This window comes from Sorangium sp. So ce176, assembly GCF_051519835.1.
Lineage (GTDB): Bacteria > Myxococcota_A > Polyangia > Polyangiales > Polyangiaceae > Sorangium > Sorangium cellulosum_G.
This window is the reverse complement of sequence record NZ_CP150371.1, coordinates 229420-244475: the sequence shown is the minus strand read 5'-3', so window position 1 is coordinate 244475 and position 15056 is coordinate 229420. Positions and strand designations below refer to the sequence as shown.

13 protein-coding genes are annotated in these 15056 nt (G+C 71.1%); 6 read left to right on the top strand and 7 right to left on the bottom strand.

Translation table 11 applies throughout. From position 1 onward, the window contains the following. Nucleotides 1-26: 26 nt before the first annotated feature. The 4 genes from WMF42_RS00960 to WMF42_RS00945 all read right to left on the bottom strand — a co-directional run bounded on the left by WMF42_RS00960 (nucleotide 27) and on the right by WMF42_RS00945 (nucleotide 4149). Nucleotides 27-806, bottom strand: a complete 780-nt coding sequence (locus WMF42_RS00960; protein WP_061609989.1) for an ABC transporter ATP-binding protein — start codon at nucleotides 804-806, stop codon at nucleotides 27-29. Next, nucleotides 782-1723: an ABC transporter permease gene (locus WMF42_RS00955; protein ID WP_437689797.1), complete on the bottom strand. Its 942-nt coding sequence runs from the start codon at nucleotides 1721-1723 to the stop codon at nucleotides 782-784. Before WMF42_RS00955 ends, WMF42_RS00960 begins: the two co-directional genes overlap by 25 nt. Continuing rightward, nucleotides 1720-2766: an ABC transporter substrate-binding protein gene (locus tag WMF42_RS00950; protein WP_437689796.1), complete on the bottom strand. Its 1047-nt coding sequence runs from the start codon at nucleotides 2764-2766 to the stop codon at nucleotides 1720-1722. Before WMF42_RS00950 ends, WMF42_RS00955 begins: the two co-directional genes overlap by 4 nt. 438 nt (nucleotides 2767-3204) lie before the next feature. Next, nucleotides 3205-4149 (bottom strand): LysR family transcriptional regulator, encoded by a 945-nt coding sequence (locus tag WMF42_RS00945; RefSeq protein WP_061606448.1) that lies wholly within the window; start codon nucleotides 4147-4149, stop codon nucleotides 3205-3207. A gap of 145 nt (nucleotides 4150-4294) precedes the next feature. Here WMF42_RS00945 and WMF42_RS00940 point away from each other — a divergent pair, with 145 nt between their 5' ends. The 3 genes from WMF42_RS00940 (at nucleotide 4295) to WMF42_RS00930 (ending at nucleotide 8798) form a co-directional block, all read left to right on the top strand. Continuing rightward, entirely contained in the window at nucleotides 4295-5095 is an 801-nt protein-coding gene (locus WMF42_RS00940) for a dioxygenase family protein (RefSeq protein WP_437689795.1), read from the top strand. 22 nt (nucleotides 5096-5117) lie between these two features. After that, nucleotides 5118-5774 carry a YceI family protein gene (locus WMF42_RS00935; protein ID WP_437689794.1) on the top strand — a complete coding sequence of 219 codons (657 nt, stop codon included), beginning with the start codon at nucleotides 5118-5120 and terminating at the stop codon, nucleotides 5772-5774. A 939-nt stretch (nucleotides 5775-6713) separates the two neighbouring features. After that, nucleotides 6714-8798 carry a lectin gene (locus tag WMF42_RS00930; protein WP_437689793.1) on the top strand — a complete coding sequence of 695 codons (2085 nt, stop codon included), beginning with the start codon at nucleotides 6714-6716 and terminating at the stop codon, nucleotides 8796-8798. A gap of 45 nt (nucleotides 8799-8843) precedes the next feature. On the opposite strand, the gene WMF42_RS00925 is transcribed toward WMF42_RS00930, so the two are convergent. Continuing rightward, nucleotides 8844-9878 carry a zinc-dependent alcohol dehydrogenase gene (locus tag WMF42_RS00925; protein WP_437689792.1) on the bottom strand — a complete coding sequence of 345 codons (1035 nt, stop codon included), beginning with the start codon at nucleotides 9876-9878 and terminating at the stop codon, nucleotides 8844-8846. A 137-nt stretch (nucleotides 9879-10015) separates the two neighbouring features. On the opposite strand from WMF42_RS00925, the gene WMF42_RS00920 reads away from it, so the two are divergent. After that, nucleotides 10016-11530, top strand: a complete 1515-nt coding sequence (locus WMF42_RS00920; protein WP_437689791.1) for a xylulokinase — start codon at nucleotides 10016-10018, stop codon at nucleotides 11528-11530. A 104-nt stretch (nucleotides 11531-11634) separates the two neighbouring features. Here the strand turns inward: WMF42_RS00920 and WMF42_RS00915 are convergent, their stop codons facing one another. Beyond that, nucleotides 11635-11895, bottom strand: coding sequence for a hypothetical protein (locus WMF42_RS00915; protein ID WP_437689790.1), 261 nt, complete (start codon nucleotides 11893-11895; stop codon nucleotides 11635-11637). A gap of 318 nt (nucleotides 11896-12213) precedes the next feature. On the opposite strand from WMF42_RS00915, the gene WMF42_RS00910 reads away from it, so the two are divergent. Both WMF42_RS00910 and WMF42_RS00905 read left to right on the top strand, forming a co-directional pair. After that, complete coding sequence (locus WMF42_RS00910; RefSeq protein ID WP_437689789.1) at nucleotides 12214-12630, top strand: VOC family protein; 417 nt, start codon at nucleotides 12214-12216, stop codon at nucleotides 12628-12630. Next, the gene (locus tag WMF42_RS00905) at nucleotides 12584-13462 is read left to right on the top strand and encodes an AgmX/PglI C-terminal domain-containing protein (protein ID WP_437689788.1); all 879 of its coding nucleotides are present in this window, start codon (nucleotides 12584-12586) and stop codon (nucleotides 13460-13462) included. The genes WMF42_RS00910 and WMF42_RS00905 overlap by 47 nt, the downstream gene beginning before the upstream one ends. Nucleotides 13463-13598: 136 nt before the next feature. Here WMF42_RS00905 and WMF42_RS00900 read toward each other — a convergent pair whose 3' ends face one another. Further along, on the bottom strand, nucleotides 13599-14324 hold the full coding sequence (locus WMF42_RS00900; protein ID WP_061606455.1) for a queuosine precursor transporter: 726 nt from the start codon (nucleotides 14322-14324) through the stop codon (nucleotides 13599-13601). Nucleotides 14325-15056: the final 732 nt, after the last annotated feature.

The following is a 15056-nucleotide window of genomic DNA, read 5'->3' as shown; positions in this document are numbered from 1 at the left end:
CGTCAGTTTCCACGTCAGATTCCAGCTCAGGATTCCAGCTCAGGGCTCGACGCGACGTCCCCGGCGACGGCGGCGGCCGGCGCGACGCCGAGCGCGGCCAGCAGCGACTCGCGGTGCGCGAGGAAGCGGGGGTGGCGCAGCGGGCGCGGCGCCGGCAGATCGATCCGCCGCTCCTCGGCGATGCGGCCCTCGACGAGCACGAGCACCCTGTCGGCGAGCGTGATCGCCTCGTCCACGTCGTGGGTGACCAGCAGCACGGCGGGGCGGTGCCGCACGCACAGCTCGCGCAAGAGGTCGTGCATGCGCATGCGGGTCAGGGCGTCGAGCGCGCCGAACGGCTCGTCGGCCAGCACGAGCTCCGGCTCGCGCACAAGCGACCGCGCCAGCGCGACCCGCTGCTGCTCGCCGCCGGACAGCTCGACAGGCCACGCGCGCTCCCGCCCGGCCAGCCCGACCTCCGCGAGCGCGGCCAGGCCGCGCGCCCGCGCCGAGGGCTCGTCGAGCCCCAGGATCACGTTGTCGAGCACCCGCGCCCACGGCAGGAGCCGCGTGTCCTGGAACACGACAGCGCGGTTCTCCGGCGCCCTCAGCTCGCCCGAGCCTGTCACGTCGTGATCGAGCTCGGCGATCGCCCGCAGCAGGGTGCTCTTGCCCGAGCCGCTGCGACCGAGCAGCGCGACGAACTCGCCCTTCTGGATGTCGAGGTCGACGGCGTCGAGGATCGTGCGGGCGCCGAAGCGGCGGACCAGGCCGCGGATCCGCACCGTGGGCGGGGCCGCGATCAGCCGGCCAGGATGCGTCGCCATGCCAGGGTCTTTCGCTCGATGAGCCGGACGGCCGAGTCCGAGGCCAGGCCGAAGAGCCCGTACACGACGAGGCCGAGGAGGATGATCTCCGTCTGGCCGTACGAGCGGGCCAGCGACATCATGTGACCGATGCCGCTCGTGGCGTTGATCTGCTCGACGACGACGAGCGCCAGCCACGCGCCGGTGACAGCCAGCCGGACGCCCATCAGGAAGCCCGGCAGCGCCCCCGGCAAGGCCACCTTCCGGACGAACTGCCACCGGGACAGCCGCACCGTCTCGGCCAGCTCCACGTAGCGCGCGTCGATGGTGCGCAGCGCGGCGTGGGTGTGGACGTAGACAGGGATGACGACGCCGAGGGCGATCGTGAGCACCTTCATCTGCTCGCCGATGCCGAACCAGAGGATCAGCAGCGGGATGAGCGCGAGCGTCGGGATCGCGCGCTTGATCTGCACCGGCCCGTCGACGAGCGCCTCGCCGACGCGGGTCAGCCCGGCGAGCAGCGCCAGGACGGTGCCCAGCCCGACCCCGAGCGCGAGCCCGAGGAAGGCCCGCTGCGCCGACGTGAGCAGGTTCGACAGGAGCCGCCCGTCGGCGATCAGGTCGCGGGCCGTGGCGACAACGGTCCAGGGCGCGGAGAGCACGCGCGCGTCGAGCGCGCCTGTCGCCGACGCGACCGCCCAGCCCGCGAGCAGCAGCGCCGGGCCGATCGCGAGGCCGTACGGGAGGCGCCGGCCCGGGCCCAGGCGGCGCCGCGGGCGGCGGCCGGACAGGGCGCGGGCGGACGGGCCGCGCGGCGTGCTCGCCGGCGCGAGCGCGCGCACGTCGTCGAGCGGCGCGTGGACGTCGGCCGTCGCGGAGAGGGCGTGGAGGCTGGCGAGCCGCGGGGAGGCGGCCCTCGTGGGCAGTGCGGTCGTCATGGCGTGCTCCTTTCGGCCGTCGCCGGCCGGTCCGTCGGCGCGGCGCCCTGCGCGGCGCCGGCCACCTCCGCTCCGATCGTCTGGAATCGAAGGTCGAAGATCGTCCTGGCCTCGAAGCGCTCCTGGCCGGAGGCCTCGGCGAGCAGGTCGACGGTCTCCTGGGTCAGCGCGATCGACTCGGCCCAGTCGCGCGGGTACAGCGGCTTGCCGGCGCTCTCGATGAGGAAGCGCCCTTCGCCGGCCGTGAGGCCCTGGTCCTTGACGTAGTACGCCTCGACCCACGCGTCCGGGTGCGCGTGGGCCCAGAGCTGGGCCCGGGTCCGCCACTTCACGTACTCGCGCAGCGCCGCCGCCTTGTGGGCGTCCTCGAGCGCCGCCGCGCGCACGTGGAGGAAGCTGAGGTTGTCGCGGACCCCGTGCGCGATCGACGAGGCGCCCTCGGCGCCGTACTCGTTGAGGTAGCGCCGCAGGATGGTGCCGGACAGCGGCGCGACGTCGACCTGGCGGCTCGTGAGCGCCTCCTTGAACTCGGGGCTGGCGAGCTGGACGAGCGTGACGTCCGCTGGCGACAGCCGCGCCGCCCGGAGCGCGCGCTGCACGAGCGCGCCCTGCGCCTGCCCCGGCGAATAGGCGATCTTCTTGCCGCGGAGATCGTGGATCGACGACAGGCGCACGCCGGGCGCCGTGGCCAGCTCGTAGATCGGCTTTTCCCGGACGTACACAGCGACGATCTTCACGTCGAGTCCGGTGAAGGTGGCGTGGATGGGCGGCGTGTCGCCGACCGCGCCCGCGTCGAGGACGCCGGCGCGGAACGCCTCGACTGTCTGCGGTCCGCCGCTGATGTTCTGCCAGTCCACGACGAACGGCAGCCTGTCGATGTCGCCGGAGAGCTGGAGTTGCTTCTGCACGGTCGGATCACCGATGCTGAGCCGCGTCTCGCGCGGGAACGCGTCCGGGATCGGGGCGTCCGGGGCGAGCCGGGGGGCGGCGCTCGCCGCGCCCTCGCGCTTGCACCCGGTCAGGGCGACGAGCGCCGCGAGCACCAGAAGAAAGCGTTTCCTGTCGATGAGCGTGCGCAGATGGACCTCGGTGCGCGGCTGGAAGCGTGGCTGTTCCTCGGGCGCCCAGGCGCCGCCCCGCCGCCCAGCCGGCGACGGAGAAGGGTCCTGGGAGACGCGGAGATGGGCTTCGGCACGTCGGCCATCGCGCCATCGCGACCGGCTCCACCGGCGGCGCCGCGCCTTGATCCGCAGGTTCAGCAACACCCATGCCGCCGCGCGGCTCGCGTGCCGGCGTCGGCCGTCCATGGGCCCGCGCCCGCTGGCGCGCGGCGCCGTCGCGCGGCGCTCGGCGGCGACGGCGCGCGGATCTGCGGCCGCGCTGCTTCCCCAGAAGCAGCCGGTGGTGATCCGCTGCTCCGGCGCGAGCACGGCCGCCTCCGTCCGGAGGGCGAGGCGGCGCGCCGGCCCGACCGGACGCGGCTACGCGCGGCGCCCGCGCACGCCGAGGGCGTCGAGCAGGTAGTCGCGGAAGGCGCGGATCTTCGGCGGCAGGAAGCGCGTCCCGGGGTGGACGAGGTAGAGGGGGGCGGCGCCGTCGATCGTGTGGTCCGTGAGCACGGGGACGAGCCGCTTCGCCTCGAGGTCGCCCCGCACGTTGACCTCGGGGACGAGCGCGATCCCGGCCCCGGCCAGGGCGACCTCGCGGCAGAACGAGTAATCCGAGGCCGAGATCGCCGCGCGCACGCGGAGCTCCGCGCGGTCGCCGCCGTCGCGCGGCTGCAGGGCGATCGTCGCGTGGCCGCGCGTCGTCTGGGCCATCAGGAGCCGGTGCCCCTTCAGGTCGTCGGGCCTGCGCACGGGCCTGTGCTTGCGGAGGTAGGCCGGCGCGGCGAAGAGCCCGACCTCGAGGTGCAGCAGCTTGTGGGCGATGAGCGACGAGTCCGGCAGGCTCGAGGTCGCGCGCAGGGCGACGTCGATCTGGTGGGCGTCGAAGTCGAGCAGCGCCTCCGTGAGCAGCATCTCCAGCGAGATCTCGGGGAAGCGCTCCGCGAAGCCCGCCGAGAGCGGCGCGAGGATGCTCAGACCGAGATCGAACGGCGCGGTCACGCGCAGGTGCCCGCTCGGCCTGGCGCGCGCCTGCTGCACCGCCACGTTCGCGTCCTCCAGCAGCTCGAGCGCCCGGCCGACCCGCATCCTGTAGGCGAGGCCGTCGTCGGTGGCCTGCACCCGCCGCGGGCTGCGCCGGAGCAGCTCCACCCCGAGCGCCTGCTCGAGCCGGGTGATGCGCCGGCTGACGCTGCCCTTGGTCTCGCCCAGCGTCTTCGCCGCCGCCGTGATCGATCCGAGATCGACGACCAGGCAAAAGGCCCGCAAATCGGCCAGATCGGCGTCGATGGTTTCCCGTTTCGCAACCTCACGTTTCATTCTGCGGCGATTGTATCATTCCTGGAAACATCCTAGGGTCCGTCTCATGGATCGCCGCGCTGCCCTGAGGTTCCTGCTCGCCGCGGGCGGAGCCTTGCCCTTCGCGGGCGCATGCCGGCCGTCGACGTCGACCGAGGGAGGTCCCATGTCCGAACCCCAGCAACAGGCGCGCGAGGCGCGCATGCCCGCCATCTTCCTCGCGCACGGCTCTCCCTTCCTGCTCGACGATCGCGCGTGGGTGGCCGAGCTCGGCGCGTGGGCGCAGGCGATGCCGCGCCCGAGATCCATCCTGATGCTCTCGGCCCACTGGGTCGACGCGCCTGTCACGATCGGCGCCACCGAGACCGTGCCGCTCGTCTACGACTTCTACAACTTCCCCGAGAAGTACTACCAGGTGACGTATCCCGCGCCGGGCGCCCCCGCGCTCGCGCGGCGCGTGCGCGAGCTGCTCGGCCCCCTGGGTCGGGTCGCGGAGGCCCCGGGCCGCGGCCTCGATCACGGCGCGTACGTGCCGCTCGTCTGCATGTACCCGGGCGCGGACATTCCTGTGCTCCAGGTCTCCTTGCCGACCCTCTCTCCCGCCCCGCTCCTCGAGATGGGGCGGGCGCTCGCGCCGCTGCGCGACGAGGGGGTGCTCGTCGTGGGCAGCGGCTTCTTGACCCATAACCTCCGCGCGGCAGACTGGCGCGGCGATGCGGTCACGCAGCCCTGGGCCACCGAGTTCGACGCCTGGTGCGCCGACGTCCTGGCGCGCCGGGACGTGGACGCGCTGCTCGATTACCGCGCGCGCGCGCCGGGGGTGCGGATGGCGCTCCCGACCCACGAGCATTTCGTGCCTGTCGTCGCCGCCGTCGGCGCGTCGCTCGACGTGGGCGAGCGCGTGGCGTTCCCCATCACGGGGCTCACCTATGGCACGTTCACGAAGCGCTCTGTGCAATTTGGCTGACCAATTAAGGAGAATGTCTCTCATGATCACGTCCCGCATCGCTCGCATCGCGCTCCCCGCGGCTCTCCTGCTCTCGCTCGCGGGCTGCGAGGATCCGACCAAGGACAAGCCCAGGGCGACCGTCTCGTCCGCCGCGCCGGCGCAGCCGCAGGCGCAGGCGCCCTCAGGCGCCGCCGAGGCGCTCCCCATCGACGCGGCCGCCTCGACCATCGGCTTCGTCGGCTCCAAGGTGACGGGCAAGCACGAGGGGAAATTCGAGAAGATCTCGGGCTCCATCACGCTCGTCGGCGGCAAGGCCGAGGGCGGCAAGCTCAGCATCGAGGCCGACACGTCGTCGGTGAAGACGGACGCGGAGAAGCTCGACGGTCACCTCAAGTCGAAGGACTTCTTCGACGTGGAGCAGTTCCCCAAGGCGACCTTCACCTCGACGCAGATCAAGGCCGGCGGCGAGAAGGGCGCGACGCACACCATCACCGGCGAGCTCGAGCTGCACGGGGTGAAGAAGGCCATCACCTTCCCCGCGACGATCACCGAGGGCGCCGACAGCGTGTCGGGCACCGCCGAGTTCGTGATCAACCGGAAGGATTTCGGTATCGAGTATCCGGGCAAGCAGGACGACCTGATCCGCGACGACGTGCTGCTCAAGCTGTCGCTCAAGGCGCCGCGCAAGCAGGGCTGAGCGCGCGGGGGAATGCCCTCGTTGCGCAGGCCTTTTCAGTGAGAGATTGAGCAGGGAGGCGGGGAGGCAGGGAGTAGTTTCTGGATTTGCCTCCCCGTCTCCTCGCCTCCCCGTGAATTTTCCGAAGAGCTCCCGCGCCCCGCCTCGATCGGCCATCGCCCCTGCGCCCTGGCCTCTCCTCCCCCTCCTCCGCCATCCATGACGAGGCCCCCGGGTCCATTCCGGGATGGCAGCGCCGTTCAGCAGGCGCTGTACGTGCCATACGAAGTGATCCCTGCCCGCATACCGGACTACATGGATCGCGAGAGTCCAGGGCTCCCCGCGCGCCGCGCGGCGACCGGCGCGGTGCGGAGGCGATCGACGCGGAGCCCCGGCCGACGCCGCGCCGGCCTGTCGCCTCGTCCTTGCATTGAAACAGGCACACGACAACTATTCAGCTTCAGCGACACGAGCGGTCGCCCATTCCACGGCGAAGCACGTCAATGAGACCGACGCTCGGCGGCGCCCTCGAGTGAGGCGCTTTTGCGCCGAGCAGCGCTCACTGAGGCGCTTTTGCGCCACACGACGCTCGCCGGCCAGGCGCCGCGGCGAGGAGGAGCGCTGGTACGCTGACTGCACCTACAAGCCATCGATTCTTCCGCTGGCAACGGGCAGCTCCAGACATACCGACGCAAGATCGCTCGAAAATTTTCCTTCCCATGATCATGCATTGAAATGCGTTGCGCCACGCGTCGAGCATGATAGTAAGCAAGCTCATCGGCGTAGCCGCGCGATCACCGTCGATTGTCGAGATCCGTCGCCAGCCAGATCGGACGAGATCGTACGAGAGGTATGCCGAGACGTCGCCTCAGCGCGCCTGGGGCTGGCCATTCGGCGAGCACAACGGATCACCAACATGGATGGGACGACATGAGGACAGCTCGGAGACAACGGTACTGGATGACCGGAGCGGCCACGCTGGCGCTCTTCCCTGCCGGCTGCATCGGTGAACCCGGCGGGGACGCCGAGGAGATCGGCGCCGACGAGGCAGCGCTCCTGACGAGCGCCCCGGTGAGGGGCGTCGAGTCCGGGAAATGCCTGGACGTGAAGGGGAGGAGCACCACGCCAGGCGCCGCGCTGCAGATCTACACCTGCCATGGTGGGGAGAACCAGGCCTTCACGTATACAGCCGCCGGCGAGCTCCGGGTCTATGGGACGACCAGGTGCGTCGAGGCGTCGGGCGGCGGGACCACCGCCGGTACCAAGGTGGTGATCGGCAATTGCTCCGGTCAGCCTCGCCAGAAATGGACGATGAACACGAACGGCACCATCGTCAGCCAGCCGTCCGGCCTGTGCCTGGACGTCGAGGGGCGGCGGACGGCCGACAGCACCCCCGTCAATCTGTGGACCTGCAACGGCCAGACGAACCAGCGATGGTCATGGCCGGACGATGGAGACACCCAGCCGCCGACGCCCCCTTCCGGCCTGAGCGCCAGCAACGTGACGTGCAGCTCGGCGACGATCTCCTGGTCGGCGTCGACGGACAACACCGGTGTCGCGTTCTATGACATCTACCACGACGGCCAGCAGATGACGTCGGTGAGCGGCTCCACGCTGTCGACGACCATCACCGTGCTGCCGGGCGTGAGCTGGGGGGTCTACGTCAACGCGCGCGACGCCGCAGGGAACGTCTCCCAGGCGAGCGAGACGCTGCCGCTGGCCACGCCGCACTGCGAGGTCGACACGCAGCCGCCGACCGCTCCGAGCAACCTGACCGCGAGGGCGTCGGGGACGAGCGTGACGCTCCAGTGGACCGCGTCGACCGACAACGCGGCGGTCACGGCGTACGACATCTACCGCGACGGCGCGAAGGTCGGCGCGGTGGCCGGCACGGCCTCGAACCCCCCTCCGACGACCTTCGTCGACAGCGGGCTGGCGGCGACGCGGGCCTACGCCTATCACGTGATCGCGCGCGACGCGCAAGGCAACGCCTCGCCGGCGAGCGGCTCCGTCTCGGTGACCACGGGGGCAGCCTGCAGCTCGGCGGTCTGCGACGTGGTCCAGGTGGCCACGGACAACGACGTTCCGTGGGGCCTTGTCGAGCTGCCGGACGGGGCGGTCCTCTACAGCCGGAGGGACGCGGACGACATCATCCGACTCGACCCGGCCACCGGCACGAAGACCACGCTCGGCACGGTGCCGAACGTCGCGGGCACGGACGGCGAAGGCGGCCTGATGGGGCTGGCCATCGCGCCGACGTTCAACACCGACGGGTGGCTGTACATCATGCACACGTCGCCCACGGACAACCGGATCGTGCGGATCAAGGTCGTCGGCAACAGGCTCGACACGTCGACGGAGCAGGTGCTCGTCTCCGGCATCCTCCGCAACAAGTACCACAACGGCGGCCGGCTGCGGTTCGGGCCGGACGGCAAGCTCTACGCCTCGACGGGTGACGCTCAGAACGCGGCCCTCTCGCAGGACACGAGCAGCCTCAATGGCAAGGTCCTGCGCATGGAGCCCGACGGCCGCGTCCCTTCGGACAACCCCTTCGGGAACCTCGTGTGGAGCTATGGTCACCGGAACCCGCAGGGGCTGGCGTTCGATTCCCTGGGCCGGCTCTGGGAGCAGGAGTTCGGCAACTCCGTGATGGATGAGACGAACCTCATCCAGAAGGGCGGGAACTACGGCTGGCCGAACTGCGAGGGGACCACGTCGCAAGGCGGCAGCGGCTGCGGGACGGCGGGCTACATCGCGCCGAAGCTCACGTACAGGACCTCCGAGGGGTCGTGCAGCGGGATCGCGATCGTGAACGACGTGTTCTACGCCGCTTGCCAGCGGGGGACACGGATGGTCCGCGCGGTCATCAGCGGGAGCAGCCTCACCAGCGTGCAGCAGCTCTTCGTGGGGACCTACGGGCGCCTCCGCACCGTCGAGCCCAGGCTCGGCGGCGGCCTCTGGCTGACGACGACCAACACGGGGGACAAGGACAGCACCCCGAACAACAGCAACGAGAAGATCTTCCGCGTCATTCTCGGCGGCTGAGCGCGCCGCCTGCCGTCCCGCGCTGCCCGCGCGGGATGGCCCGGATCAGAAGGGCGAGTCGCCCTCCCCCGGGACGATGATCGACTTCAGCGCCCCGTCCTGGCAGTCCGCCTGCAGGCGGAAGCCCTCGGCGGCGCTCGCCAGGTCGAAGCGGTGCGTGACGATGGAATCGACGTCCACCGCCCCCTCGGCGACCAGGCGGATCGCCCGCGGGTACACGTGCCCCATGCGCCGGGAGAGCTTGACCTTCAGCCCCTTGCGGCGGCATAGCGCCGCCGGCAGCGCGTAGCGGTCGCCCTCGGGGATGCCCGCGAGCACGACCCGCCCACCGATGCGCGCGGCCTCGGCCGAGTGGTGGAACCCCTCGGGCGAGTTCGTCGCCTCGATCACGAGGTCGACCCCCCGACCGCCGGTCCACTCCGCGACGGCCGCGAACGTCGGCGCCGCGTCGTGCGCGCCCAGCCGGCGCGCGGCCTCCGCCCTGTAGGCGACGGGGTCGACCGCGAAGACGCGGTCGGCCCCGGCGAGGCGCGCGAGCTGGACCAGGCAAAGGCCGATCGGCCCGCAGCCCAGCACCACCACGGTCTCCTGCAGGCGCACCCGCGCCAGGTCCATCGCGTGGACCGCGACCCCCAGCGGCTCCAGCATCACGGCCCGGCGCACCGAGAAGGCGCGGGGGACCGGCACGACCTGATCGGGGTACACCGAAAGCTGCTCCACCATGGCGCCGTGGAGCGGCGGCGCGCCCAGGAACTCCACGAAGGGGCACAGGTTCACGTGGCCGCGATGACACCACTCGCAGCGGCCGCAGGCGTGCGCGGGGTCGACGGCGACGAGCTGCCCCTTGGAAAGGCCCAGCGCCGGATAGTCCTGGGCGATCCAGCCCGCGAGCTCGTGCCCCGGCACGAAGGGATTGTGGATCTGCGCCGAGCCGATCCCGCCCTCCAGATAATAGTGCAGATCGCTGCCGCAGATCCCGCAGCCGGCGACCCGGATCGTCACCTTGCCCTCTTGCGGCGGCGGAGGCTCTACCTCGCCGAGCCGGACGTCGCGGATGCCGTGAATGAAGGTCGCTTGCACCGTTTCGGACTCCCCTTTCGCCATCGCGCCGGTATCCCGGCCGCTCCGGGCTGAACAATTGTCCCGGCGCGACTCCCACTGTAGTCTGCCTCCGTGATCGCTTGTCAATCATGCCTTCCGGTCCGCTGACGGGCGCCATGCGAGCCGACCTCGTCCTCGGTATCGACCTGAGCACCACCGCCGCCAAGGCGGTCGCCTTCGACGCCGAGGGGCGCGTGCAGGCCGCCGGCCGGGCGCCCCTCTCGCTGGCGCGGCCGGCGCCCGATCGGTTCGAGCAGGATCCGCGGGACTGGTGGGCGGCCCTGTGCCGGGCGGTCGCGGAGGTCACGGCCGCGGTGGACCCGGGCCGCATCGCGGGGCTCGCCATCGCGCACCAGCGCGAGACCTTCGCCTGCCTCGATCGCAGCGGCGAGCCGCTGCGCCCCGCGATGCTGTGGCTGGACGGGCGCGCGCGCGGGCAGGTCGGCTCGCTCGTCGGCCGCATCGGGGCCGACCGGCTGCGGGAAGTGTCCGGAAAGGCTGCTGATTTTGGCCCGGCGCTGCCCAAGATCGCCTGGCTGGCCGAGCAGGAGCCGGAGACGCACCGCCGCACCGCGCTCTTCTGCGACGTGCAGGCCTACCTGGTGCAGGCGCTGACCGGGCGCGCCCGCACGAGCTGGGCGAGCGCCGACCCGCTGGCGCTGTTCGACATCGTCGCGCACCGCTGGTCGGAGGAGCTCTGCGGCGCCGTCGGCATCGCGCCCGACCGGCTGCCGGAGGCGCTCCCTCCCGGCGCGCCGCTCGGCGCCGTGTCGGAGGCCGCCGCGGCGGCCACCGGGCTGCGCGCGGGCACGCCGGTGCTGGCTGGCGGCGGCGACGGCCAGGTGGCCGGGCTCGGGGTCGACGCGCTGGACCCGCGGCGCGCCTACCTGAACCTCGGCACGGCGGTCGTGTTCGGCGTGTGGAGCCCGGAGCCGCGGCAGGACCCGGCCTGGCGCACGATGACAAGCGCCTCTGGCCGCGGCTACGTGCTGGAGAGCAGCCTGCGCAGCGGGGCGCTGCTCTCGGACTGGTTCCTTCGCCGCCTGCTGGGCGTCGATCCGCGCGACGGGGCCGCGATGGCGGCGATCGAGGCGGAGGCGGCGTCGCTGCCGCCGGGCAGCGACGGGCTGCTGCTCCTGCCCTACTGGGAGGGCGCCATGAACCCCCACTGGGACCCCGACGCCCGCGGCGCGATCCTCGGCCTGACGGACGCGCACGGGCGCGGGCACGTGTACCGCGCGCTGATCGAGGGCGTGGCGCTGGAGCAGGCGCTGGTGCTGGACCTGATGCGCGGCGCGGCGGGGATCGAGGTCGCGGAGTTCGCCGCGGTCGGCGGCGTCGCCGCCAGCGATCTCTGGTGCTCGGTCGTGGCCGACGCGACGGGCGTGGTCCTGGAGCGGTCCGAGACGGTCGAGGCGGCGTGCCTGGGCGCGGCCATGTGCGCGGCCGCCGGGGCCGGGCTGGCCGGGAGCATCGAGGCGGCCGCGAAGGCGATGCGCGGGACGGCGACTGCGACGTTCCATCCCGATGCGGAGCGCCGGCGGCGGTATGCGGCGCTGCTGGGGATCTACAGGGACGTGTATCCGCAGCTCTCGGGGGTGATTCGCCGCCTGTCGGCGTTCGCCAGGTAGCGGGCGCGGGCCCTCGCTGCGGCCTGCTTCAGCCCATCTCGAGGTCGCGCGATCGCGCGAGATCGAAGGAGGCGATGTCTCAGGCGCCGTCCTGAATGGCTCGCTCAGCTCAGCCCGTCGAGCACCTCGGCGAGCGACGCGGCGACGGTGGCCCGCTCGAGCCACCGGTTAAGGGTCTCCGGATCCTTCTCGGCCAGGATGCGCTCCCGCGCGGCGTCCGGCACGACAATGCTGCGAACCCGGAGCACGGTCAGCACGGCACGCGCAGCCTCCTCGGCGCGACCCTCATTGAGGCCCTCCTTCCGCGCCTCGGCCCGAAGCTTCTGCTGGTACTCCTCGAACCACGCCCGGATCTCTGCGCTCACATCGTCCTCGTGCTGTGCCGCCCGATCGCGTCGGGATCGCCTCGCGGCAGGCGGGGATTCGCGCGGGACGACCTGGGCGCGCGGGCCCGGGCCTGGTACACCCCCGTCGATGAGCTCCGTGCGATCGCGGCGAGCTTGCGAAGGGGTGTGGTCATGACCTCCACGCGCTGTGCGAGGCGTTCGGACGCCTCGAAGCAGACCGCGCCACACATCACAGCTCGTTCGTCCCGCGTCGCGATGGCGGCGGTCGGCGCGCGCCCTCCGCCCACTGACCCCGTTGTCTTCGCATCGTTGGACCTCAAGGAAAGCCGAACATCTATGAAGCCTCGGATCACCGTCATCACCATCGGCGTCAACGATCTGGAAGCGGCGCTGCGATTCTACCGCGATGGCCTGAGGTTTGCCACCGAGGGCATCATCGGTGAAGAGCTCGAGCATGGCGCTGTCGTATTCATCCAGATGCAGCCTGGCTTGCGGCTCGCTCTGTGGCCCCGCAAGAGCATCAGCCACGACACCGGGGTCGCGCCAGGTCCCGTCAGCCCCACCGAGATGACCCTGGGACACAACGTCGATTCAAGGGAAGAGGTCGATGCCGTCATGACAAAGGCAGGCGCCGCAGGAGCTACGATCGTCAAGCCCGCTCACGACACGTTCTGGGGCGGCTACTCGGGTTATTTCCAGGATCCAGATGGTCATCTATGGGAGGTCGTCTGGAATCCCCAATGGTCAGGGTAGGCGATGCCCAGCAAACCGCTGCACGCGGCCGCGTCGAGGAGCGCGGCGCGTGAGCGGCGACGTCGGGCGCCGAGAAGACAACGATCGGCCCGCTGACGCTGCTGCCTCGAGCGTCGGTCATGACGCGCGGCCTCCGTCATTGTATGGAGGCCACATGGAAGGTGGCGAGACCCCTGAGGCTCAGCGGCTGCGCGCATGCGGTGGCACATTCAATCGGCTCGTCGCCCTGGGGCCGCTCGCGGGCGCCCTTGTTTCGGGCGCGCTGGCGTGTGGCTCTGGGAGACCTGTACCCCCGCCGGAGTCGCCGCAGCCGTCGACTGCTGCGCCGGACCAGACAGCCAGCAGCACCACCGCGGAACCTGGCCCGGCGCCGGCCCCCGGCGCCGGCGCGCCCGCGTCCTCGGCCACGGCGGCCGAACCTCCGCTCCGCGGACGCCTCCCGCCGGAGACGATTCGAGCCGTGGTTCGCGATAGCTTCACGTCGTTCCGCGCTTGCTACGAGAAGGCGCTCGCCAAGGACCCGAAGCTCGAGGGCCGTGTCGCCGTCCGCTTCCTGATCGACCGCGACGGCTCGGTCGCGTATGCTGGAGACGCCGACGCTCCGATCCAGCCGGCGCCTGGAGCGGACCCATCAATCGACGAGAAGTTACGTCGAGACCTGGAGTTCGAGCGCTTCGCGCGCGCCGCGATGGCGAGCCCGCCGGGCAAGCCCATGCCCGACAAGGATGTCGTGCGCTGCGTCGTGGCCGGCTTCAGGGAGCTCAAGTTTCCAGTACCCCAGGGCGGGCGCGTTACCGTCGTGTATCCGATCATGTTCTCGCCGCAGGACTGAGCGCGGCCCCGCGGGGTTGCGCGCACGCCAGGGTGCCCCGGTGCGCGTCTCGTCGCCAGGGGGAGCGCCGAGGCCGAGGGTGCCTGTTCGAGCAACCCGATGTGCCGCCCGGCGAGGGCTTGCTGCCGTCGCCGCGTCATCGTCCCGGGCGGAGGCGGGGAAGGGTGATCCTGAGATCCCAGTCGTACACGTCGATGCCCTCGGCTCCCTTCAGGAACTGGACGGCCCGGTACGTCGCAGGGGTCATCAGTGCCTCCACGAGACACTTGAACAGGTAGTTGGACACGACCAGGGAAACGAAGAGATCCCAGCCGAAGACGCCGAACGCGCTCGCGACGACGACGAAGGCGACCGTATCGACGAGCTGCCCCACCAAGGTGCTCCCGATGGTCCGCATCCAGAGGGCCTTGCCCCCGGTGAGCACCTTCAGGCGCGCCAGCACGAGGGCGTTGGAGAGCCCGCCCATCAGGAATCCGGCGAGGCTCGCCGCGACGATGCCGCCGGAGCTCATGCCGCCGAGGATGGCATTGTAGGCGGCCTGTCCCGCATATCCTTCCCAGGAGGGGTCGCCGGGGAGCGCCTTCAGTACGAAGAACACGAGGGAACTGGCCGCCAGGGCGACGAAACCGGTCCAGATGACCCTCCGAGAGGTCCGAAAACCGTAGACCTCGGTGAGGATGTCGCCGAATATGTAGCTCACGGGAAAGAGCAGCGTCCCGCCGTCGAAGGCCATCGGGATTCCGAAGAGGGAAAAACCGAGGCTCACGATCTTCGCGGAGGAGGCGACGTTGCTGACGACGAGGACGCAGACGAAGGCGGCGGTGACCAGATCCAGGTAGCGTAAGGCGCGCGGAGAGTCCATGTTCGGAGGGACCAGGCATCATGGAAACGTGTCGGCCGCAAGGTCGATCCTGCTGGTTCCCGCGCCTGCCGACCGTGGCCGCGCCACCGGACAGGTCCGAGGAGCTCCGCCGTCGCCAGGCGAGGGTGGCACCGTACTCGCGCGCCTCCAGGCGCTTCGCCCCGCTGCGCGGGCGCCATCGGTGGCCTGGAGCGGCGCTGCGCGCGGTGCCCGATCAGCACGTCGCGCAAGTGGCCGGAGTTCGAGGCGCGCCATGCTGAGGCGGCGGTCATCAGCTCCAGGAGCTGATGACGCCGAGAGGTCCGCGGTCGACGACGTGGGTATAGATCTCGATGTCTTCTCCCAGCGCGTCGCGTCAGCGCTGCAGCACATCCCCGGTGTCATCGACGCGTTGACGACTGCCAGGATCCTTGTTGGTAGGAGAGCGCCGTGATGACGCGTCGCTGTGCCGCCGCCCAGCCCGGCGTTGGTGCAGACCGACGCTGCGCGCCCGTGGGACACCGGCAGGACGTTGGGCGGGAGGGATGACGGAGAAAATATGCGACACGTCCCCCGTGTCCACGTGAGAGGACCGGCAGCAGGACGTGAGCCGTGACGGATTTCCCGTTTCCACCCGATGTGCCAGGAACGTGGCGCGGATTGTCGCGCGCCCAGCGCGAGCAGTGGCTCATCGCTGCCTGCAATCGACATTTCAAGTGGATGAGGCAGCGCTGAACGTCGAAATGTCCCCCG